This is a genomic window from Streptomyces sp. NBC_00654 (assembly GCF_026341775.1).
Taxonomy (GTDB): domain Bacteria; phylum Actinomycetota; class Actinomycetes; order Streptomycetales; family Streptomycetaceae; genus Streptomyces.
In genome coordinates, this window is the sequence record NZ_JAPEOB010000003.1 from 1192931 (window position 1) to 1212711 (window position 19781).

At 70.5% G+C, this 19781-nt stretch carries 17 protein-coding genes, 4 tRNA genes and 1 pseudogene; 10 read left to right on the forward strand and 12 right to left on the reverse strand.

The window, feature by feature from the left end; all coding sequences use genetic code 11:
* Nucleotides 1-112: 112 nt before the first annotated feature.
* The 3 genes from OHA98_RS37820 to OHA98_RS37830 form a co-directional block, all read right to left on the reverse strand.
* Entirely contained in the window at nucleotides 113-487 is a 375-nt protein-coding gene (locus OHA98_RS37820) for a CrcB family protein (protein ID WP_266932414.1), read from the reverse strand.
* Nucleotides 484-984 carry a CrcB family protein gene (locus OHA98_RS37825; RefSeq protein ID WP_266932616.1) on the reverse strand — a complete coding sequence of 167 codons (501 nt, stop codon included), beginning with the start codon at nucleotides 982-984 and terminating at the stop codon, nucleotides 484-486. The genes OHA98_RS37820 and OHA98_RS37825 overlap by 4 nt, the downstream gene beginning before the upstream one ends.
* Before the next feature lie 62 nt (nucleotides 985-1046).
* Nucleotides 1047-1397: a metallopeptidase family protein gene (locus tag OHA98_RS37830; protein ID WP_266932415.1), complete on the reverse strand. Its 351-nt coding sequence runs from the start codon at nucleotides 1395-1397 to the stop codon at nucleotides 1047-1049.
* 111 nt (nucleotides 1398-1508) lie between these two features.
* On the opposite strand from OHA98_RS37830, the gene OHA98_RS37835 reads away from it, so the two are divergent.
* The 4 genes from OHA98_RS37835 to OHA98_RS37850 all read left to right on the forward strand — a co-directional run bounded on the left by OHA98_RS37835 (nucleotide 1509) and on the right by OHA98_RS37850 (nucleotide 3470).
* A complete protein-coding gene (locus tag OHA98_RS37835) occupies nucleotides 1509-3104 on the forward strand; it encodes a metallophosphoesterase (protein ID WP_266932416.1) in 1596 nt (531 codons plus the stop codon).
* A gap of 81 nt (nucleotides 3105-3185) precedes the next feature.
* Nucleotides 3186-3258: transfer RNA gene (locus OHA98_RS37840), tRNA-Glu, on the forward strand.
* 38 nt (nucleotides 3259-3296) lie between these two features.
* Nucleotides 3297-3371: transfer RNA gene (locus OHA98_RS37845), tRNA-Asp, on the forward strand.
* 22 nt (nucleotides 3372-3393) lie between these two features.
* A tRNA-Phe gene (locus OHA98_RS37850) sits at nucleotides 3394-3470 on the forward strand.
* Nucleotides 3471-3508: 38 nt separating this feature from the next.
* Here OHA98_RS37850 and OHA98_RS37855 read toward each other — a convergent pair.
* Genes OHA98_RS37855 through OHA98_RS37865 form a run of 3 tightly spaced genes read right to left on the reverse strand, consistent with a single transcriptional unit; the run spans nucleotide 3509 to nucleotide 5721 of the window.
* Nucleotides 3509-4369 (reverse strand): cytochrome c biogenesis CcdA family protein, encoded by an 861-nt coding sequence (locus OHA98_RS37855; protein WP_266932417.1) that lies wholly within the window; start codon nucleotides 4367-4369, stop codon nucleotides 3509-3511.
* Nucleotides 4366-5175, reverse strand: coding sequence for a DsbA family protein (locus OHA98_RS37860; protein WP_266932418.1), 810 nt, complete (start codon nucleotides 5173-5175; stop codon nucleotides 4366-4368). The genes OHA98_RS37855 and OHA98_RS37860 overlap by 4 nt, the downstream gene beginning before the upstream one ends.
* Before the next feature lie 60 nt (nucleotides 5176-5235).
* Entirely contained in the window at nucleotides 5236-5721 is a 486-nt protein-coding gene (locus tag OHA98_RS37865; protein WP_266932419.1) for a hypothetical protein, read from the reverse strand.
* Nucleotides 5722-5882: 161 nt separating this feature from the next.
* On the opposite strand from OHA98_RS37865, the gene hrpA reads away from it, so the two are divergent.
* The 3 genes from hrpA (at nucleotide 5883) to OHA98_RS37880 (ending at nucleotide 10438) form a co-directional block, all read left to right on the forward strand.
* Nucleotides 5883-9815 (forward strand): ATP-dependent RNA helicase HrpA, encoded by a 3933-nt coding sequence (gene hrpA, locus OHA98_RS37870; RefSeq protein ID WP_266932420.1) that lies wholly within the window; start codon nucleotides 5883-5885, stop codon nucleotides 9813-9815.
* A gap of 152 nt (nucleotides 9816-9967) precedes the next feature.
* A tRNA-Asp gene (locus OHA98_RS37875) sits at nucleotides 9968-10042 on the forward strand.
* A 138-nt stretch (nucleotides 10043-10180) separates the two neighbouring features.
* Nucleotides 10181-10438, forward strand: a complete 258-nt coding sequence (locus OHA98_RS37880) for a DUF6274 family protein (RefSeq protein WP_266932421.1) — start codon at nucleotides 10181-10183, stop codon at nucleotides 10436-10438.
* Between the two features lie 531 nt (nucleotides 10439-10969).
* Here the strand turns inward: OHA98_RS37880 and bldC are convergent.
* On the reverse strand, nucleotides 10970-11176 hold the full coding sequence (bldC, locus tag OHA98_RS37885) for a developmental transcriptional regulator BldC (RefSeq protein ID WP_003949541.1): 207 nt from the start codon (nucleotides 11174-11176) through the stop codon (nucleotides 10970-10972).
* Nucleotides 11177-11834: 658 nt separating this feature from the next.
* Nucleotides 11835-12728, reverse strand: a complete 894-nt coding sequence (locus tag OHA98_RS37890; protein WP_266932422.1) for a hypothetical protein — start codon at nucleotides 12726-12728, stop codon at nucleotides 11835-11837.
* A gap of 171 nt (nucleotides 12729-12899) precedes the next feature.
* On the opposite strand from OHA98_RS37890, the gene OHA98_RS37895 reads away from it, so the two are divergent.
* Nucleotides 12900-13982, forward strand: coding sequence for a Glu/Leu/Phe/Val dehydrogenase dimerization domain-containing protein (locus OHA98_RS37895; protein WP_266932618.1), 1083 nt, complete (start codon nucleotides 12900-12902; stop codon nucleotides 13980-13982).
* Nucleotides 13983-14316: 334 nt separating this feature from the next.
* Nucleotides 14317-14574, forward strand: coding sequence for a DUF3073 domain-containing protein (locus OHA98_RS37900; protein WP_030979949.1), 258 nt, complete (start codon nucleotides 14317-14319; stop codon nucleotides 14572-14574).
* Between the two features lie 239 nt (nucleotides 14575-14813).
* Here OHA98_RS37900 and purM read toward each other — a convergent pair whose 3' ends face one another.
* Together purM and purF are read right to left on the reverse strand one after the other, a co-directional pair.
* The gene (gene purM / locus OHA98_RS37905; RefSeq protein ID WP_266932423.1) at nucleotides 14814-15887 is read right to left on the reverse strand and encodes a phosphoribosylformylglycinamidine cyclo-ligase; all 1074 of its coding nucleotides are present in this window, start codon (nucleotides 15885-15887) and stop codon (nucleotides 14814-14816) included.
* Nucleotides 15888-15947: 60 nt separating this feature from the next.
* Nucleotides 15948-17474, reverse strand: coding sequence for an amidophosphoribosyltransferase (gene purF, locus OHA98_RS37910; RefSeq protein WP_266932424.1), 1527 nt, complete (start codon nucleotides 17472-17474; stop codon nucleotides 15948-15950).
* 654 nt (nucleotides 17475-18128) lie between these two features.
* On the opposite strand from purF, the pseudogene OHA98_RS37915 reads away from it, so the two are divergent.
* Nucleotides 18129-18278 (forward strand): annotated as a pseudogene (locus tag OHA98_RS37915) (twin-arginine translocation pathway signal protein); the annotation flags it as partial.
* 117 nt (nucleotides 18279-18395) lie between these two features.
* On the opposite strand, the gene OHA98_RS37920 reads toward OHA98_RS37915, so the two are convergent.
* Entirely contained in the window at nucleotides 18396-18926 is a 531-nt protein-coding gene (locus OHA98_RS37920) for an META domain-containing protein (protein WP_266932425.1), read from the reverse strand.
* 37 nt (nucleotides 18927-18963) lie between these two features.
* Entirely contained in the window at nucleotides 18964-19764 is an 801-nt protein-coding gene (locus OHA98_RS37925; RefSeq protein WP_266932426.1) for a maleylpyruvate isomerase family mycothiol-dependent enzyme, read from the reverse strand.
* Between the last annotated feature and the right edge of the window lie 17 nt (nucleotides 19765-19781).

Sequence of the window (19781 nt, forward strand, 5' to 3'; positions counted from 1 at the left end):
CGACCCCCGCCGGAGACACGCCCGCGCCGTCACCCGCCCGGCCCGCAGCGCCTCCTGTCACACCCCGGGCCCGCCCGCCTCGCGCCCCGGCGCACGCCCTCCCCACACCCCGTCAGACGCCGAATCCACCCGCCAGCTCGGCACCCAGGAAAACCGCCCCCAGCCCCACCAGCAGGGACGCCAGCACGTTCGCGGCCGCCAGAAAGGCCCGGCCGCCCTCGGCCAGCCGCAGCGTCTCGTACGAGAAGGTCGAGTACGTCGTGAGCGCCCCGCACAGCCCCGTGCCCAGCAGGGCGTACGTATGTGCGGAGACCGCGGCCCCGGTCAGCACCCCGAGCAGCAGGCTGCCCGCCGCGTTGGCGGTGAACGTTCCCCACGGGAACACGTACGGCAGCCCCTCGCCGTGGCGCGCCCGCACCGCACGGTCCGTCAGATAGCGCAACGGCGCCCCGACAGCACCGCCGATCACCACCAGCAGCCAGTTCATCCGCGCCGCCCGCCTTCGGACCGCCCGCCTTCATGCCGCCCGACTTCGCGCCGCCCCAGCAGAGCCCGGGTCGCCGCGGCCGCGCCCCACACCGCGCCGAGCGCGCCCACGACCGTCGCCGCCGCGTAGGCCATGGCCCGCGGCACCTCCTGGCGCACCAGGAGCCCCGACACATCGGCCGCGTACGTCGAGAAGGTCGTGAACCCGCCGAGCACCCCCACCCCGAGGAACGGCCGCACCAGCGGACCGGTGGCCGCGCCCCGCTCGGAGACCAGCACCATCAGGACGCCGATCAGGGCGCAGCCGGTCACGTTGACGACGAGGACGGTCCACGGGAAGCCCCCGTCGGCGGCCGGCCAGAGCCGCAGGGCCGCGTACCGCGCCACGGCGCCCAGCGCCCCGCCCGCCGCGACGGCCCCGAGGACCCTCGCCTGCCCGGACGGGCCGGCGCCGTCGTCACCGCCTCCGCGGCCATCACCATCGCCATCGCCGTCCACCGCGCCGTCACCGCCGCTGATCGCGCCGTCGCCGACGGGCCGCCACCCGGAACGGGGACCGCTCACCCGTAGCCCAGCGCGTGCAGCCGCTCGTCGTCGATGCCGAAGTGGTGGGCGATCTCGTGGACCACGGTGATCTCGGTCTCCGCGACGACGTCCTCGTGGGACTCGCACATCCGCAGCGTCGGACCCCGGTAGATGGTGATCCGGTCCGGCAGCACTCCGGCGTACCACTCACCGCGGTCCGTGAGCGGGGTGCCCTCGTACAGCCCGAGCAGCTCGGGGTCGCCGGGGTCCGGTTCGTCCTCGACGAACACCGCGACGTTGTCCATCAGCCGCGTCAGCTCCGGCGGAATCCGGTCAAGAGCCTGGCTCACCAGCTCTTCGAACTGCTCCCGCGTCATCTCCAGCACCCCGCCATTGTCACGTATGACGGACCCGAACGGGGGAGTCCGCCGGGGTGGGCCCGCGGCCTGCGGCCATGCCCCCGCATGGCGGGCGCCGTATCGGGGCATACGGGTCCAATGGCCCGCGACCCGTTCCGTGCCGCAGTCGCCCGCACCCGGCACCGCCCCCGAACCGAGCGCCACCCCCGTACCTCCCTCCGCAGCGTCCTCCGCAGCCCCTTCCACACCCCCCTCCGCTCCCCCGGGGACCCCGCCGACCCGCTCGCCGGCGCTCCGAACCCGTACCTCCGCGCCCTGGGCCTGCTCACCGTCGTCGTCCTGGGTGCCTGGCTGGGACTCCTGATCGTCGGCAGCGTCCGCACCCCGGTCGGGCCCATGGACACGAACATGACCCTGCGCCCCTCCCTCGCCGGCGGCAGCAAGATCAACGTGGCCCCGCTCGGCGCCCTGGAGCTGAACTCGCACGTCGCCCCGCTCCGGCTGGACGTCGACGTCGACCGCCTCGACCCCGGGCGCTCCCAGACCCTGGTGGACCACCCCGAACAGTTCTCCGGCCTCCAGGACCAGGTCGCCAGGGACGTCGCCACCGGCACTCGCGAGCTGGCCGTGCGCTCCTGCGTGGCCGTCGTCTCCGGCGCCACCGCGCTCGGCCTCGCCGTCTACCGCCGCCCCCGCCGCGCCCTGGCCGCCGGAGGGCTCGCGCTGACACTCCTGGCCGCGTCCGCCGTCAGCGCGTACGCCACCTGGAACCCGAAGTCCGTCCTGGAGCCGCAGTTCTCCGGACTGCTGTCCAGCGCCCCCTCGGTCGTCGGCGACGCCCGCTCGATCGTCACCGAATTCGATGTCTACCAGCGGGAACTGGCCCGGCTCGTCACCAATGTCACCAAGCTCTACGACGCCACGTCCACGCTCCCCGTCTACCGCCCGGACCCCGGCACCATCCGCGTCCTGCACGTCTCCGACATCCACCTGAACCCCGCGGCCTGGCACATCATCGGCTCCCTCGTCGAGCAGTACGAGATCGGCGTGATCATCGACTCCGGCGACACCATGGACCACGGCAGCGCCGCCGAGAACGGCTTCCTGGACCCGGTCCGCGACCTCGGCGCGCCCTATGTCTGGGTCCGCGGCAACCACGACTCCACGGTCACCCAGGACTATCTGAAGGGCTTCGAGAACGTGCGTGTCCTGGACGAGGGCAGCGCGGTGAGCGTCGCCGGGCTGCGGATCTCCGGCACCGGCGATCCGCAGTTCACCCCGGACCGCTCCCTCCCCGCCGAGGGCCGGGCGGCCGAACGGGCGGCGGGCGTCCGGCTCGCCGCGGCCATCCGCGCCCAGAAGCGGGCCGGCACCCCGGTGGACATCGCGGTCGCCCACGACCCGAACGCCGCCCGGGAGACCGACGGCACGGTCCCGCTGGTGCTCGCCGGGCATGTGCACCACCGGGTGAACGAACTCCTGAAGCTCGGTACGCGGCTGAAGGTCGAGGGCTCCACGGGCGGCGGCGGGCTCCGCGCGGTGCAGAACGAGAAGCCCGAGAAGGTGCGCGCCTCGGTGCTCTATATGGACCGGGCCACCCGCCGGCTGCAGGCCTGGGACGAGATCACCCTGGGCGGTCTGGGCCTGACGACGGCCGAGGTCAGCCGCCATCTTCCACAGGAGAACCTGGAGAACGGGGGACCCTCGCCGACGCCCGTCGCGACCTCCCGGTAAACCGTTTTGGCGATAGCTCCCCGCATCCCATATGCTTCTCACGTCCCCGACGCGCTGCAAAGCGAACAGGTGGGCCAATTAGCCCTCATCGTCTAGTGGCCCAGGACGCCGCCCTTTCAAGGCGGTAGCACGGGTTCGAATCCCGTTGGGGGCACGCTTTACCGTGTGCGAGACTCGTCTCGCACATTGCTTGGTCCTGTGGAGCAGTTTGGAGTGCTCGCCACCCTGTCAAGGTGGAGGCCGCGGGTTCAAATCCCGTCAGGACCGCTGCAGCCCTTGTGCGCTGCGTGGCTGGGTAGCTCAGTTGGTACGAGCGATCGCCTGAAAAGCGATAGGTCGCCGGTTCGATCCCGGCCCCAGCCACCACCCGAAGGCCCCGTCCACCGGACGGGGCCTTCGCCGTGTCAGGCGCCTTCCTTCTGCTCCGGCGTACCGGTGGTGCCGCCGTTCCGCCGCCGCCAGGCCCGTACGCCCAGCACCAGCAGCACCACAGCCACCACGGACCCCAGCAGCACACCATCGGGCACCCGCTCGCCGAGACGCTGCGCCCACTGCTCGACCGCGAACGAGTCGTCCACGTTCAGCAGACCGGGCAGCGCGGTCGTCCCGTCGTAGATCAGGAACAGCGCGCCGAGGCCGATGAAGAACAGCCCGGAGAGCAGCGACGTGGTGTGCAGCTCGAAGCGGCCGAGCCGGAAGGTACGGCCGCGCAGCCAGGCGCGGCGGCCGAGGTCGAAGCGCTCCCAGAGCAGCGCCAGCACGAAGAGCGGTACGGCCATGCCCAGGGCGTAGACCGCGAGCAGCAGCCCCCCGTAGACCGGGCTGCCGCTGACGGCCGCCACGGTGAGGACGCTGCCGAGGATCGGACCCGCGCAGAATCCGGCCAGGCCGTAGACCGCGCCCAGGGCGTAGACCGAGAACGCGGTGGTGGGGCGGATCCGGCCGCTGAGGGCCGCGATCCGCCGCGAGGCGAAGCCCAGCCCGACGATCTGGGCGACGCCGAGCGCGATGATCAGCCAGCCCGCGCCCATGACCAGGGCGTCGCGGTGGCTGTAGAAGAGCCGTCCCGCGTACGAACCGGCGGCGCCGAGCGGGACGAGGGTGGTGGCCAGACCGGCGTAGAAGATGCCGGTACGGGCCAGCAGGCGCGAGGTGGAGTCGATGGAGTACGCGAAGAAGGCCGGGAGCAGCAGAGCGCTGCACGGGCTGACCAGTGCGAGCAGCCCGCCGAGGAAGGCCGCGAAGTAGCCGATGTCCGCCGTCACTTCGCGGAGTTCCCCGCGTTGCCGGTGCCGGCGCTCTTCGCCTGCTCCGCCGCCTCCTCGATGGCCTGGGTGAAGGCCTCCATCGGCTGGGCTCCGGCGATCGGGCGGCCGTTGATCAGGAACGAGGGGGTGGAGGTGGCGCCGATGCTGTACGCCTGCTCCTGGTCCTTGCCGACCGCGGCGCGCGCCGCGGACCCGTCCAGGTCGGTCATGAACCGGTCGATGTCCTTCACCCCGGCCTGCTGGGCGAGCGCCTTGATCCGGTCCTTGCCGAAGCCCTTCTCCTTGGCTCCTTCGGCGTAGGCGGCCTGGTGGAACTGCCAGAAGCGGTCCTGCTGTCCGGCGGCCCAGGCGGCGCGGGCGGCGGCCTCGGACTCCTCGCCGAAGATCGGGAAGTTGCGCCACTCGATGCGCAGGGTGCCGTTGTCGACGTACTTCTTCACCAGTTCGGGCTCGGTGTCGCGGGCGAACTTCCCGCAGTAGCCGCATTTGAAGTCGGCGTACTCGATGAGCACGACCGGGGCGTCCGCGCGGCCCTGGGCCAGCTTGTCGCCCGCGTCGCGGCGGGCCAGCTTCGCCAGCTCGGGGTAGACGCCCTCCGCCGGGTCGGTGGACACCTCGGCGGCCGGTGCCGAGGCGGAAGCGCCGGAGCCGGAGTCGGGGGTGGTGGCGCGGTACGAGACGAAGCCGAGGAGCCCGGCGGCGATGACGACGACGGCGCCGTACATCAGTGGCTTCCTGGCGGACGAGGAAGAGCGCGAGGAGGACGAGGAGGAGGTGGAGCGGGTGCGGTGGGGCGTGGGCATGCGGCACTCCGTGCTGATGGTGCGGAAGAAAAGGGCAGGGTGGGGCGGGGCAGCGGGCTGCTACACCCTCAGCACGGAGAGTTCGACGGGGGTGGGCGTGGCGGGTGCGGGGACGCACAGCCGTATCCGTACGAGCGCGCGGGCCGGCTCCTGGCCGATGGCCGCGGGCAGGCCCCACTGGACGAGGCCGGGCGCCTGGTCGTTCGGCGCGCGGGCGCGGACCGGGGCGGCGGGTTCGGTGCCGTCGTGGCTCCGCTTCTTGCCACAGCCCGGGATGCCGGAGCCGCCGCGGTCCTCACCGGCGAGGACCGCGGTGTCACCGGCGGCAGCGGAGACGTCGGGCACGGCGGTGGAGCCATCGACGCCGGCATCGGCATCGGCGCCGGCATCGGAGACCGCTGCCGCCACCCCCACCGGGACGGCCACCGCCGGGACGGCCACCGCCGTGTCCCGGGCGGCCGGGACCGCCGTCGCCGCCGGTCCGCAGAACAGCCCCAGGACCACCGCGAGCACCGCCGTCAGGCAGCACCACTGCGTACGGGACACGGGGACGGCCTTTCCTGGAGAATCCTGCGGGGCACGCGTTCAGTTGCCCGAAATGGTACGTGCCGTGACCGCCACCGCTCCCGCGGTCACCGGGAAGGTGACGCAGTCCGCGCGAAATGGGTTCGCCACTCCTCGGGCCCGGGTGAGATCCTGGGACCCGTATGTCTACTTCCTTTGCCGATCTCCAGTCCCAGCTCGGCCGGCTCTCGCTCCGTGACGCGCACCGGCTCGGCCGTCGCCTCGAAGGTGCCCGCCGGATCCGCAAGCCCGAGGCCCGACAGTCCGTGCTGGACGAGATCGCGGCCGAGTCGGGGAAGGCGGCCGAGCGGCTCGCCGGGCGCGCCGCTCGGATGCCCGCCCTGTCGTACCCGGAACAGCTTCCGGTCAGCCAGAAGAAGGACGAGATCCTTGAGGCGATACGCGACCACCAGGTCGTGATCGTCGCCGGGGAGACCGGCTCCGGGAAGACCACACAGATCCCCAAGATCTGTATGGAGCTGGGGCGCGGCGTCCGGGGCATGATCGGGCACACCCAGCCGCGCCGGATCGCGGCGCGCACGGTCGCGGAGCGGGTCGCCGAGGAGCTGAACACCCCGCTCGGCGAGACCGTCGGCTGGAAGGTCCGCTTCACCGACCAGGTGAACCCGGACTCGACCTTCGTGAAGCTGATGACGGACGGCATCCTGCTGGCCGAGATCCAGACGGACCGCGAGCTGCTCGCGTACGACACGATCATCATCGACGAGGCCCACGAGCGGTCGCTGAACATCGACTTCCTGCTCGGCTATCTGGCCCGGCTGCTGCCCAGGCGCCCGGACCTGAAGGTCGTCATCACCTCCGCGACCATCGACCCCGAGCGCTTCGCCCGGCACTTCGGCGAGGCGCCGATCGTCGAGGTCAGCGGGCGTACGTATCCGGTCGAGGTGCGCTACCGTCCGCTCCTCGAAGAGGACAGCGCGGATCCCGACCGGGACCAGATCACCGCGATCTGCGACGCCGTCGACGAACTCCACGGGGAAGGGCCCGGCGATGTCCTGGTCTTCCTCTCCGGCGAGCGGGAGATCCGCGACACGGCGGACGCGCTGAACAAGCGCAACCTCAGGCACACCGAGGTGCTCCCCCTGTACGCGCGGCTCTCGCACGCCGAGCAGCACCGCGTGTTCCAGCGCCACACCGGCCGCAGGATCGTTCTCGCGACGAACGTCGCCGAGACCTCGCTGACCGTCCCCGGCATCAAGTACGTGATCGACCCGGGCAACGCCCGTATCTCCCGGTACAGCCACCGCACCAAGGTCCAGCGGCTCCCGATCGAGCGGATCTCCCAGGCCAGCGCGAATCAGCGCAAGGGCCGTTGCGGCCGTACGTCGGACGGCATCTGCATCCGGCTGTACTCCGAGGACGACTTCGTGACCCGGCCGGAGTTCACGGACCCCGAGATCCTCCGGACGAATCTGGCCTCCGTCATCCTCCAGATGACCGCGGCGGGCCTCGGCGAGATCGAGAAGTTCCCCTTCATCGACCCGCCGGACCACCGCAACATCCGCGACGGCATCCAGCTGCTCCAGGAGCTCGGCGCGCTGGATCCCGCCGAGAAGGACGCCTCGAAGCGGCTCACACCGCTGGGACGCAAGCTCTCCCAGCTGCCCGTCGACCCGCGGCTTGCCCGCATGGTCATCGAGGCCGACCGCAACGGCTGCGCCCGCGAGGTCATGGTGATCGCCGCCGCGCTCTCCATCCAGGACCCGCGCGAGCGGCCCTCGGAGAAGCAGACGCAGGCCGATCAGCAGCACGCCCGGTTCAAGGACGAGACCTCCGACTTCCTGGCGTTCCTGAATCTGTGGCGCTACATCCGCGAGCAGCAGAAGGAGCGCGGCTCCTCCAGCTTCCGCCGGATGTGCAAGCAGGAGTACCTGAACTTCCTGCGCATCCGCGAGTGGCAGGACATCTACGCCCAGCTGCGTACGGTGGCCAAGCAGATGGGCATCACCGTCGAGGAGCCCAAGGCCGACGAGGGCGTCCCCGAGCAGGCGGTGCACACCTCGCTGCTGGCCGGGCTGCTGTCGCACATCGGGCTGAAGGACACCGAGAAGAACGAGTACCTGGGCGCGCGCAGCGCCAAGTTCGCGATCTTCCCCGGTTCGGCGCTGTTCAAGAAGCAGCCCCGGTTCGTGATGTCCGCCGAGCTGGTCGAGACGTCCCGGCTCTGGGCGCGGGTCAACGCCCGGGTCGAGCCGGAGTGGATCGAGCCGGTCGCCCAGCATCTGCTGAAGCGCACCTACAGCGAGCCGCACTGGGAGAAGGACCAGGCGGCGGTGATGGCGTACGAGCGGGTCACGCTCTACGGGGTGCCGATCATCGCCCAGCGCAAGATCAATTTCGGCCGTATCGACCAGGAGGCCTCGCGCGACCTCTTCATCCGCAACGCCCTGGTCGAGGGCGACTGGCGCACGCACCACCAGTTCTTCCATGACAATCGCAAACTCCTCGGCGAGGTCGAGGAGTTGGAGCACCGTGCCCGGCGCCGCGACATCCTGGTGGACGACGAGACGCTGTTCGACTTCTACGACCAGCGGATTCCCGAGCACATCGTCTCGGGAGCGCACTTCGACTCGTGGTGGAAGCACAAGCGCCGTGACGAGCCGGACGCGCTGGACTTCGAGCGCTCGATGCTCATCAACGAGAAGGCCGGGGCCGTCACCAAGGACGACTACCCGGACTCCTGGCGGCAGGGGAAGCTCAAATTCCGGGTGACGTACCAGTTCGAGCCCGGTGCGGACGCCGACGGTGTGACCGTCCATGTCCCGCTCCAGGTCCTCAACCAGGTCACCTCCGAGGGCTTCGACTGGCAGATCCCGGGGCTGCGCGAGGACGTGGTCACCGAGCTGATCCGCTCACTGCCCAAGCCGATCCGCCGCCACTACGTCCCCGCACCGGACTACGCGGCCAAGTTCCTGGACCGCGCCGTGCCCCTCCAGGAGCCGCTGCCGTTCACGCTGGCCCGTGAGCTCCAGCGGATGGTCGGGGTCCCGGTCACGGCCGACGACTTCGACCTGACCCGTGTCCCGGACCACTTGAAGATCACGTTCCGGATCGTCGACGAACGGCGGCGCAAGGTCGCCGAGGACAAGGACCTGGAGGCACTGAAGCTCCAGCTGCGCCCCAAGGCCCGCCAGGCGCTCTCCAAGGCCGCCGCGGCGACCGCGGGCCCCTCGGGCGAGTCCATCGAGCGCTCCGGCCTCACGGACTGGACGATCGGCACCCTGAACCGTGTCTTCGAGACCCGGCGGGCCGGCCAGCCGGTCAAGGCGTACCCGGCGCTGACCGACCAGGGCGACAGCGTCGCCGTACGGCTCTTCGACACCGAGGCCGAGCAGCAGCAGGCGATGTGGCGCGGTACCCGGAAGCTGATCCTGCTGAACATTCCGGTGAACCCCGCCAAGTTCGCCTCGGACCGGCTGACCAACCAGCAGAAGCTGGCCCTGTCCCGCAATCCGCACGGCTCCGTCCAGGCGCTCTTCGAGGACTGCGCGACCGCCGCCGCCGACCGGCTGATCGCCGCCCACGGCGGTCCGGCCTGGGACGAGCAGTCGTTCCGGAAGCTGTTCGACAAGGTCCGCGCCGACCTGGTGGACCTGACCGTCCGCACCATCGACCAGGTGCAGCAGATCCTGGCGGCCTGGCAGGCCTGCGAGCGCCGTCTGAAGTCCACCAACAGCCTGACGCTGGTCAACAACGTCACGGATGTACGGGACCAGCTGGCCCGGCTCATGCCGCCCGGCTTCGTCACCGCGACCGGGCTGCGCAGGCTGCCCGACCTCATGCGCTACCTGGTCGCCGTGGACCGCCGGCTCCAGCAGATGCCGACGGCCGTCCAGCGCGACACCACGCGCATGGAGAAGGTCCACGAGATGGCGGACGAGTACGCCTGGCTGCTCGAACAGCTGCCGCAGGGCAGGCCCGTTCCGCAGGAGGTGCTGGACATCCGCTGGATGATCGAGGAGCTGCGGGTCAGCTACTTCGCACACGCGCTGGGCACGGCCTACCCGGTCTCGGACAAGCGGATCGTGAAGGCGATCGACGCGGCGGCCCCGTGACCGGGGGCGCGCTCCGGGCCGGGCCGCGGGCCCGGCTCCGGGCCGCCCCGGCGGCGTAACGGAGTCACCACCAGGAGTGAAGTCGACCTGGACCTCCCACCTCCTGTACAGTCTGGTTTCGCAGCCAGCCGCGAGGCAGGCAGCGAAAACCTGGTCCTGTGGAGCAGTTTGGAGTGCTCGCCACCCTGTCAAGGTGGAGGCCGCGGGTTCAAATCCCGTCAGGACCGCAGTAGACGAAAGCCCGGATCCCCTGGATCCGGGCTTTCGTTCGTCTTGACGGCGGCATCTGCCACGGGTACCCCGTAGAGCAGGGCCGCTCCTGTTTCCCCGGCGAGGAGCGGCGGGCCCACCGGGAGGTGGCTCGTATGTCCGCGTCCACGGCACGGCACGAGACCCGCGCGCTACTGCGGGCCCATCTGGCCGCCGCCTCCGACTTCCGCCACCTCACCCGGCACTGTCCGGTCTGCCACCGCCTGCTGCGGCTCGCCATGGAGCCTCCAGAGGCCCCTGAGGCCCCTCGTGTGCCCCAGAAGGCCCCGGAGGGGCCCGAGCCCCCGGAGGGCCGGGAGAGACCCTCCGGGGCGCCGGACACGGCCGAGGACGAAAGTCCTGCCCCGACATGACCATCGGCCGGGTGGTTTCGCCTCCCGGCAGTGGCAGGCTCGTAGTTGGCAAGCTTCAGGCAGTGTGACGGGAGTCACGGCAGTAGTTTTCAGAAGGGGTGACTTTACGCCCTTCCTACAACTGGCGAATTTAATATGTGCAATTGCACCTACGCGCCAGTACTACCGGACCGTTCCGTCCGGAGCTGTCCCCGAGCGTCCGGGACGCTCACCCACACTCCCCCGCAGACCCGCCCACAGCCAGCCGAACCGAACCGACCGCGCGGTTCTGCACGGGCCGTCGGGGCCGCCCGGAGGCCGGGCACGGGCGCGGGTGTGAGCGTGGGCGCGGTGTGGGCGCGGGTGTGAGTGCGGACACAAAAAGATCGCGCTGGACCCGGCGGAGTCCAGCGCGATCAAAACGACGCAGCCCTCTGACGAAGGCATGACGCCCGTTGGGGCGGGCGTCCGTCGTGTGGAGCTATGGGTGGGCGGCTGAGGTTTGGGGGACCTGGCAGCAGCCCGGTTGTGGTGCGGCGTGACAGGGGTGTGTCAGGCCTCGCTGCGCTGCTGCGGAATACCCGCAAGCAGTGCGCGGACCTCTGCCTCGCGGTACCGGCGATGCCCACCGAGCGTGCGGATGGACGTGAGCTTGCCAGCCTTGGCCCAACGGGTGACCGTCTTCGGGTCCACGCGGAACATCGTGGCAACCTCAGCCGGGGTCAGCAGCGGCTCGGCATCAGGGGTGCGAGCGGTCATGAGCGGCCTCCTCGGGAGAACCGAACATTCTCGGTTCTTTCCTCTAAATTCTGCACCTTGACCCGCGTTGCCCGAAATGGCGGACGCGGGCCGAGTCGGTTATAGGACGAACGGCTTGTCCTCGGCACTACAACTACACCATCCGTCCAGCCGCTTCGGCCAAACCGATGGAATTGCCCTCCCAGGTGTTCATCAGCGACGGAAGCCGATGGACCATGCCATAGCGGACAGTCACACCACCGTGACGATCAGTCACAGAGCGATCAGGAGTCACCAGACCCCCCATAGCGTGCAATGCTGAGCATTCCGCCCTTAGTTGGACGGATGGAGCCCTCCCCGGACTCCTTGTCCTATTTTGGCACGAGGAGTAGGGATGGGCGCAAGGGCCCCGTTAGTGCTATCCGTCACGCTTGAGGCAAAGGCCCGGTTCGGGACGTAGGTCCCAGACCGTGAGGAGTAGTCTTCCGCCTCAGCCATCCCACGTGTCACACGGGACGCAGGTTCACACCCCGTCAGTTCCCGCGGAATCCCGGCTGTTCCTCCCGGCATCTCGCCTCAGCGCCGCCCCGGCACCTCGTCACCTCCTCCCGGCCGGATTCGCCCCGAAGGGAGGATGCCCCGTTTCACTCAGGTTGATTCCGCTGTGCGCCTTTTCACGTCAATTGGTGAACTGGCGGTCCCGTACCGCCCGCCAGCGCTCCGCGAGCCGGGCGTACGCCACGCTCGCCCCGTCGTTGTCACCGTCCCGCAGCGCGGCCAGCCCCTCGGTCACATCCGCGGCCGACCGGTCCGCCGCGAGATGCTCCGCCGGCAGCGCGTGCACCAGGCCGCCGTAGTCGAGCTCGACGAGCGCGCGCGGATGGAACTCCTCCAGCCAGCGGCCCACATCCACCAGCCCCTCGGCCAGCGGCCCGTCGTCGACGCTCTCGCGCAGCGTCCTCAGTGCCCGCGCCAGCCTGCGCCGGGCCTGCACCATCGGGGTCCGGTACCGCAGCACGGGCGGCCCGCCGTCACCGCCACCGCCCTCCCCGTCACCCTCCCCGTCGCCGCCGCCGTCCGCGGCCGTGTACGCCCGGTACTCCCGCTCCTCGTCGGCGAAGAGCACGAACCAGCGCACCGGAACGTGCCACACCGTGGTCCGGATCCACGGGCGCGCATCCGGATTCCGCTTCTGCCAGCGCTCGTGATCCGCGCTCGCCTGCCCCCGGACCACCGGCGGCAGCACCGCGTCGAGCACAGTGGCCGGAAACAGTCCCCCCAGTTCCTCCAGCGCCAGCCACCCGCGCAGCCGCGTACGCCAGGGACAGACGCACACCACCCCGTCCAGCTCCGCCACGAACGCGTCGCCGCTCTCGTGCACGGGCACCCCGACCGGAGGGGTGGGCACCAAGTCGGCCAGCGAACGACGCAGTTCGTCCTGGTACGTCGGCAGGGAGGGACGCTGTGCGTAACGGGCCCAGTGGCTTCGTTCGGGCTCCGGGAACGCGGCGAGCGGCTCGTACACCCGTAGGTAGGACGTGTAAGGGACGAACACTGAAGACACCACCGACATGCAGCGAATCGTGTCACGCCCGTACTCCCCCGGGGGGTGATCCTCCACACCGGCGCCGATCTACGGCTCCGTAGGACTTACGCTCTTGCCCGTACCGGCCGTGCCGGCCGGTACAGGGCCCTCCCCACCTGCAGGAGGGCTTCCGCCGCTTCGTACTTGGGAGTCACCACAGTGACCGATGTGACCGACGGCGTCCTGCACACCCTGTTCCACTCGGATCAGGGAGGTCACGAGCAAGTCGTGATCTGCCAGGACCGTGCCAGCGGCCTCAAGGCCGTCATCGCCATCCACTCCACCGCCCTGGGCCCGGCCCTCGGCGGCACCCGCTTCTATCCGTACGCCTCCGAGGAGGCAGCCGTCGCCGACGCGCTGAACCTCTCGCGCGGTATGTCGTACAAGAACGCCATGGCCGGACTCGACCACGGTGGCGGCAAGGCCGTCATCATCGGCGATCCGGAACAGATCAAGTCGGACGAACTCCTCCTGGCCTACGGCCGTTTCGTGGCCTCGCTCGGCGGGCGCTACGTCACCGCCTGCGACGTCGGCACCTATGTCGCCGACATGGACGTCGTCGCCCGGGAGTGCCGCTGGACCACCGGCCGTTCCCCCGAGAACGGCGGCGCCGGCGACTCCTCCGTCCTCACCGCCTTCGGCGTCTTCCAGGGCATGCGGGCCTCGGCCCAGCACCTGTGGGGCGACCCGACGCTGCGCGGCCGCAAGGTCGGCGTCGCGGGTGTCGGCAAGGTGGGCCACTACCTCGTCGAGCACCTGCTCCAGGACGGTGCGGAGGTCATCGTCACGGATGTCCGCGAGGAGTCCGTGCGCCGGATCACCGACCCCCACCCCGAGGTCGCCGTCGCGGCGGACACCGACGCGCTGATCCGTACCGAGGGCCTCGACATCTACGCCCCGTGCGCGCTCGGCGGTGCCCTCGACGACGACACCGTCCCGGTACTCACCGCGAAGGTGGTGTGCGGCGCCGCCAACAACCAGCTCGCCCACCCGGGCGTCGAGAAGGACCTGGCCGACCGCTCGATCCTGTACGCCCCCGACTACGTGGTCAACGCCGGTGGCGTGATCCAGGTCGCCGACGAGCTGCACGGCTTCGACTTCGACCGGTGCAAGGCGAAGGCGTCGAAGATCTTCGACACCACACTGGCCATATTCGCACGTGCGAAGGTCGATGGAATTCCGCCGGCCGCGGCGGCCGACCGCATCGCCGAGCAGAGGATGGCCGAAGCCCGCCGTCACTGACCGGTCACGGGCCGTTCAGAAGCCCGTCACACGGGCATGCGGGTCCCTCACACGGACCGGGCAGGGCTGAGCCGCCGACCGGCGAGACAAGACTCACGCCGGTCGGCGGGTCGCCCGCCAAGAAGAGGTTAAAATCGCAGTTGACCAGGGAGGACAGGGCTCCTCGCTGACCCTGCACCGGGGCGCATGACACGGGCGGCGTACCGTATGGCCACGGAAGCAGGTACCGTTAAAGCTCTACGGGCGCGGTCTCTCTACTGAGAGTCCGTCCTGAAACATGAACGCGTGTCAAGACTCTGGGGCCGTCGAGCCCCGTCACCGAGGGGGTCGAGCCATGGGGCGCGGCCGGGCAAAGGCCAAGCAGACAAAGGTCGCCCGCCAGCTGAAGTACAGCAGCGGCGGGACTGACCTGTCGCGTCTGGCCAATGAGCTGGGCGCATCGCCTTCGAGTCAACCACCGAACGCTGAGCCGTTCGAGGACGACGACGAGGAAGATGACCCGTACGCACAGTACGCGGATCTGTACAACGACGACGATGACGAGGACGAGGACGACCAGTCCGGTCCGTCGTCACAGCGCCGCGGCGCTTGACCTCGCGCTGACACAACAACCCGGTCCGGGCCTGCCCCGGACCGGGTTCTGTGCTGTCCCGGTCCGGGAACGGAGCGTGAGCGCCCGGCCGCCGGACGGAGCGGGTGATCACGCCCGTCCGGCGTTCGGGGGCAGCCCCTGCCCGGAGGCGGAGCCTGCCGGGAGCACCGGGTTCCAGGGCGTGTGTCGAAAGTCCCGCCTGGCCCTTCGGGCGGACGGCGCTACTTTCGACACACGCCCTAGCTCGCGTAGCTGCCGGTCAGCTCGGCGCCCGTGGTGTGCGCACCGCGGTCGGTGATCTCACCGGCGACCCAGGACTCGACCCCGCGGTCGGCCAGCGTCGTCAGTGCGGCGTCCACCGAATCGGCGGGCACGACCGCGATCATGCCGACGCCCATGTTGAGCGTCTTCTCCAGCTCCAGCTGCTCGACCTGACCGGTCCGGCCGACGACCTCGAAGACCGCGCCGGGCGTCCAGGTGGAACGGTCCACCGTGGCGTGCAGGCCGTCCGGGATGACCCGGGCCAGGTTGTTGGCCAGGCCACCGCCGGTGACATGGCTGAAGCCGTGCACCTCGGTCGTACGGGTGAGGGCCAGGCAGTCCAGCGAGTAGATCCTGGTGGGCTCCAGGAGCTCCTCGCCGAGGGTGCGGCCGAACTCCTCGACCTGGCGGTCCAGCGCCCAGCCGGCCCGGTCGAAGACGACGTGGCGGACCAGCGAATACCCGTTGGAGTGAAGACCGGAGGACGCCATCGCGATGACCGCGTCACCCTTACGGATACGGTCCGGGCCGAGCAGGCGGTCGGCCTCGACCACGCCCGTACCGGCGCCGGCGACATCGAAGTCGTCGGGGCCCAGCAGGCCCGGGTGCTCGGCGGTCTCGCCGCCGACGAGGGCGCAGCCCGCCAGGACACAGCCTTCGGCGATGCCCTTCACGATGGCCGCGACACGCTCGGGATGCACCTTGCCGACACAGATGTAGTCGGTCATGAAGAGCGGCTCGGCACCGCAGACGACGAGGTCGTCGACGACCATCCCGACGAGGTCGTGGCCGATGGTGTCGTACACACCCATCCGGCGCGCCAGGTCGACCTTCGTACCGACGCCGTCCGTGGCGGAGGCGAGGAGCGGGCGCTCGTAGCGCTTGAGCGCCGAGGCGTCGAAGAGGCCGGCGAAACCGCCCAGGCCGCCGAGGCCAGCGACCTCGGCGCGCTGCGTCTTCTTCACCCACTCCTTCATCAGCTCGACGGCGCGGTCACCGGCTTCGATGTCGACGCCCGCTGCCGCGTAGGAAGCACCTGTTGTCTCAGACATTGCCTGGGATCTTTCGTGTGGAGATACGGGGCTGGTGGGAAGGCTGCCGGCCGGTCCGGGTCACGGACGGCGCAGCGCGTCGGCCGCGGCGGTCGCCGCGGGGCCGGCCGCCAGCTCGGTCTCCAGCAGCTGCTTGCCGAGCAGCTCCGGGTCCGGCAGCTCCATCGGGTACTCACCGTCGAAGCAGGCGCGGCACAGGTTCGGCTTGGCGATCGTGGTCGCCTCGACCATCGCGTCGAGCGAGATGTACGAGAGGGAGTCGGCACCCATCGAGGTGGCGATCTCGTCGACCGACATGCCGTTGGCGATCAGCTCGGCGCGGGTCGCGAAGTCGATGCCGAAGAAGCAGGGCCACTTCACCGGCGGCGAGGAGATCCGGATGTGGATCTCGGCGGCACCGGCCTCACGGAGCATCCGGACCAGGGCGCGCTGGGTGTTGCCGCGGACGATCGAGTCGTCGACGACCACCAGGCGCTTGCCCTTGATGACTTCCTTGAGCGGGTTCAGCTTGAGGCGGATGCCCAGCTGGCGGATGGTCTGGGACGGCTGGATGAAGGTCCGGCCGACGTAGGCGTTCTTGACCAGTCCGGCGCCGAACGGGATGCCGCTGGCTTCCGCGTAACCGATGGCCGCGGGCGTGCCGGATTCCGGCGTCGCTATGACCAGATCCGCCTCGACGGGGGCCTCGGCAGCCAGCTTCCGGCCCATCTCGACCCGGGAGAGGTAGACGTTCCGCCCGGCGATGTCGGTGTCGGGGCGGGCCAGGTAGACGTACTCGAAGACACAGCCCTTGGGCTTCGCTTCCGCGAAGCGCGAGGTGCGCAGGCCGTTCTCGTCGATGGCGACGAGCTCACCCGGCTCGATCTCGCGCACGAAGCTGGCGCCGCAGATATCGAGGGCGGCGGACTCGGAGGCCACCACCCAGCCACGCTCCAGTCGGCCGAGGACCAGCGGGCGGATGCCCTGCGGGTCGCGGGCCGCGTACAGCGTGTGCTCGTCCATGAAGACGAGCGAGAAGGCGCCACGGACCTCGGGAAGCACCTTCGCGGCGGCTTCCTCAACGGTGAGCGGCTTGTCGTCGTCATCGGTCTGGCCGGCGAGCAGCGCGGTCACCAGGTCGGTGTCGTTGGTCGCGGCGACCTGGGTGGCGCGGCCGTCCTTGCGCGGAAGGTCGGCGACCATCCCGGCGAGCTGGGCCGTATTGACCAGGTTGCCGTTGTGGCCCAGGGCGATCGAGCCGTGCGCGGTGGCACGGAACGTCGGCTGCGCGTTCTCCCACACCGAGGCACCGGTGGTGGAGTAGCGGGCATGACCGACCGCGATATGGCCCTGGAGAGATCCCAGAGACGTTTCGTCGAAGACCTGCGAGACCAGTCCCATGTCCTTGAAGACCAGGATCTGGGACCCGTTGCTCACTGCGATGCCCGCGGACTCCTGTCCACGGTGCTGCAGGGCATACAGTCCGAAATAGGTGAGCTTGGCGACCTCTTCACCCGGAGCCCAGACACCGAAGACGCCACAAGCGTCCTGGGGGCCTTTCTCTCCGGGGAGCAGGTCGTGGTTGAGTCGTCCATCACCACGGGGCACAACACCGAGTGTAGGCGAGGTCGACCACTGGTCCGAATTCGGGACCGGTCCGCAAAGAGCCGCCGGAGCACCGGGAACACCCCGGGAGGCGGTCGGGCGCAGGCGTTTCGGGGGGCTTCGCGCGATCACGCGGAGTGATCATCGAGCCGTGTCCGGAAAGCGCCCGGAGACACCGGGCACGGGCGTCACCCCGAAAAAAAGCCGGTTACCGGCCAGTTCCGGCCATCGGCCGCGGCTGGCCGGAGTGCGCCAGGTCGTGGCGCTGGGTGAACCGGCGCCGACGGCGCACCGACCACCGGTCGAACGCTCGTTTCGTGGTGAGCCTCACACGCGGGGTGGGGATGCGGTGGTGATGCGAGGTGGGGTGTCCGCGGTGCGGGGCGGGCGTCCGGAGTGCGAGACCGGCGTTGACACGCGCATGTCCGCTTGGCGGGCTCCTGGGCCATGCAGCCCCTCGGTGACCGTTCGGTCACGCTCGTGGAGCGCCGCCACGTCGGTCTGGGACGTGTGTCGAGCGCCATCTGTCGCTGCTCCTGAACCCTCACGCACCCCGCCGCCGGCTCACCCCGGGCGTCGGTGCCGCACGCCTGCACGCCTGCACGTATGGCACGTATGCGCGTATGCGCGTATGCGCGTGCTCGCTGACGTGAGCACCGGGCGGGCGCCGATCAGCTGTTCCGGCTGACGCACGATCCCCGGGAGCAGGCCGACCGCTCGTCCGCCGAGCCGGAGCTGCTGGCCGGGCTGCGGGCGTCCTGGGAGAAGACGGACGCGGGCCTGCTGTCGTACCCGACGGGTTCCTGAGTCATCTGCCGTCCCCGCCGCCGGCCGGTCCTCGGCCGTGGACCCCGCCCTGGTCCCCGGCCCTGGACCCGGCCCCTTCAGCCCCGCCTCTTCCCCTTCAGCCCCAGCTCTTCCCCGTCAGCCCTGGCTCTTGCCCGGCTCCGGAGCCACGGCCGAGGCGCCGAGGCCCTTGCCTCCGGGGGCGGTGAGGGACAGGACCTGGTCCTTGATCGTGTACGTCGTTCCCCCGGCCAGGACCGCGAGGACGGACCGCTCCACCTCCATGGCATCTCCCGCGCACATCCTGCGGGTCGTGGCGAGCGGACCGAAGGTGATCGCCGAGCCCTTCACGGTCGCCTTGCCGTGGAACGTGTTGCAGCCGAGGCTGCCCTCCACGGTGCCGTCCTCGCCGAAGGTGAGGTGCGGCGCCCTGCCGGGCGGCAGGTCGGCGGGCAGGGCGGTGGTGTTCCGGCCGCTGACCAGGGTGGTCACCGTCCACTTGGTGCCGGTGACGGGCGGCTCCGTCCGTACGGTGCCGCTTCCGTCGCCGGAGCCGGAGCCGCCCGAAGCGGAGCCGGAACCGTTGCCCGATCCGGGTGCGGTCTGCGTACCGCAGGCCGTGAGGGCGAAGAGAGCCAGAACGCTGACTGCCATACGTTGTGTGCGCATGGCCATGTGACGGAACGAGTGGCCGATCCGGTTCCCCTCAGCCCATCAGCGGCAGCAGCGGCCCGAGATCCGCCCGCTCACCACTGGCGCTGACCTGGGCCTCGTCCAGTGCCTCCGCCCACGCGACCCGGCCGGTGGCGAGCCGGATCCAGGTGAGCGGAGCGGTCTCCACGACATTGGGCGGCGTACCGCGCGTGTGCTTGGGGCCGCCGATGCACTGGACGACCGCGAAGGGCGGGACGCGCACCTCGACCGAGCCGCCGGGCGCCTTGTCCGCGAGGGCGTCGGCCAGCAGCCGGGTGCAGGCCGCGAGCGCCTGCCGGTCGTACGGGATGGCGAGCCCGGCCGCCTCGTTCAGGTCGTCCGTGTGCACGATCAGTTCGACGGCGCGGGTGACCAGGAAGTCCCCGAGGCGCATGGTCCCGAGCCGGGTCGGCAGCAGCCGGTCCCCCGCGTCGGCCGGCACCGTCGCCGCGAACCGCTCGGCCGTCTCCTCGTACAGCGCGTCGAGGTCGGGGCGGCCCACGGCGAGCGCCAGGGTGTCGTCGGTGATCCGTCCGGCCGCCCCGGCGGTGGAGAACGGCCACTGGAGCAGCGCGAGTTCCGGCTTGGGGCCGGACGGCTCGGGCAGCTCCAGGCTCCCGGTGACGCGGGAGAGCACCATCGCGATGTGGGCGGCGAGATCCCGCACCGTCCAGTCCCCGAGCCGGGTCGGCAGGGCGAGCTGTTCGGGCGTCAACGTGGCCACGGCTTCCCGGACATGGGCGAACTGGGCGAGGACCGCGGTGCGCGTCCTGGCGTGGTCGTAGCTGCGCAGACGCTTCTTGGCCGGTGGCATACCGCCGAGACTAACGG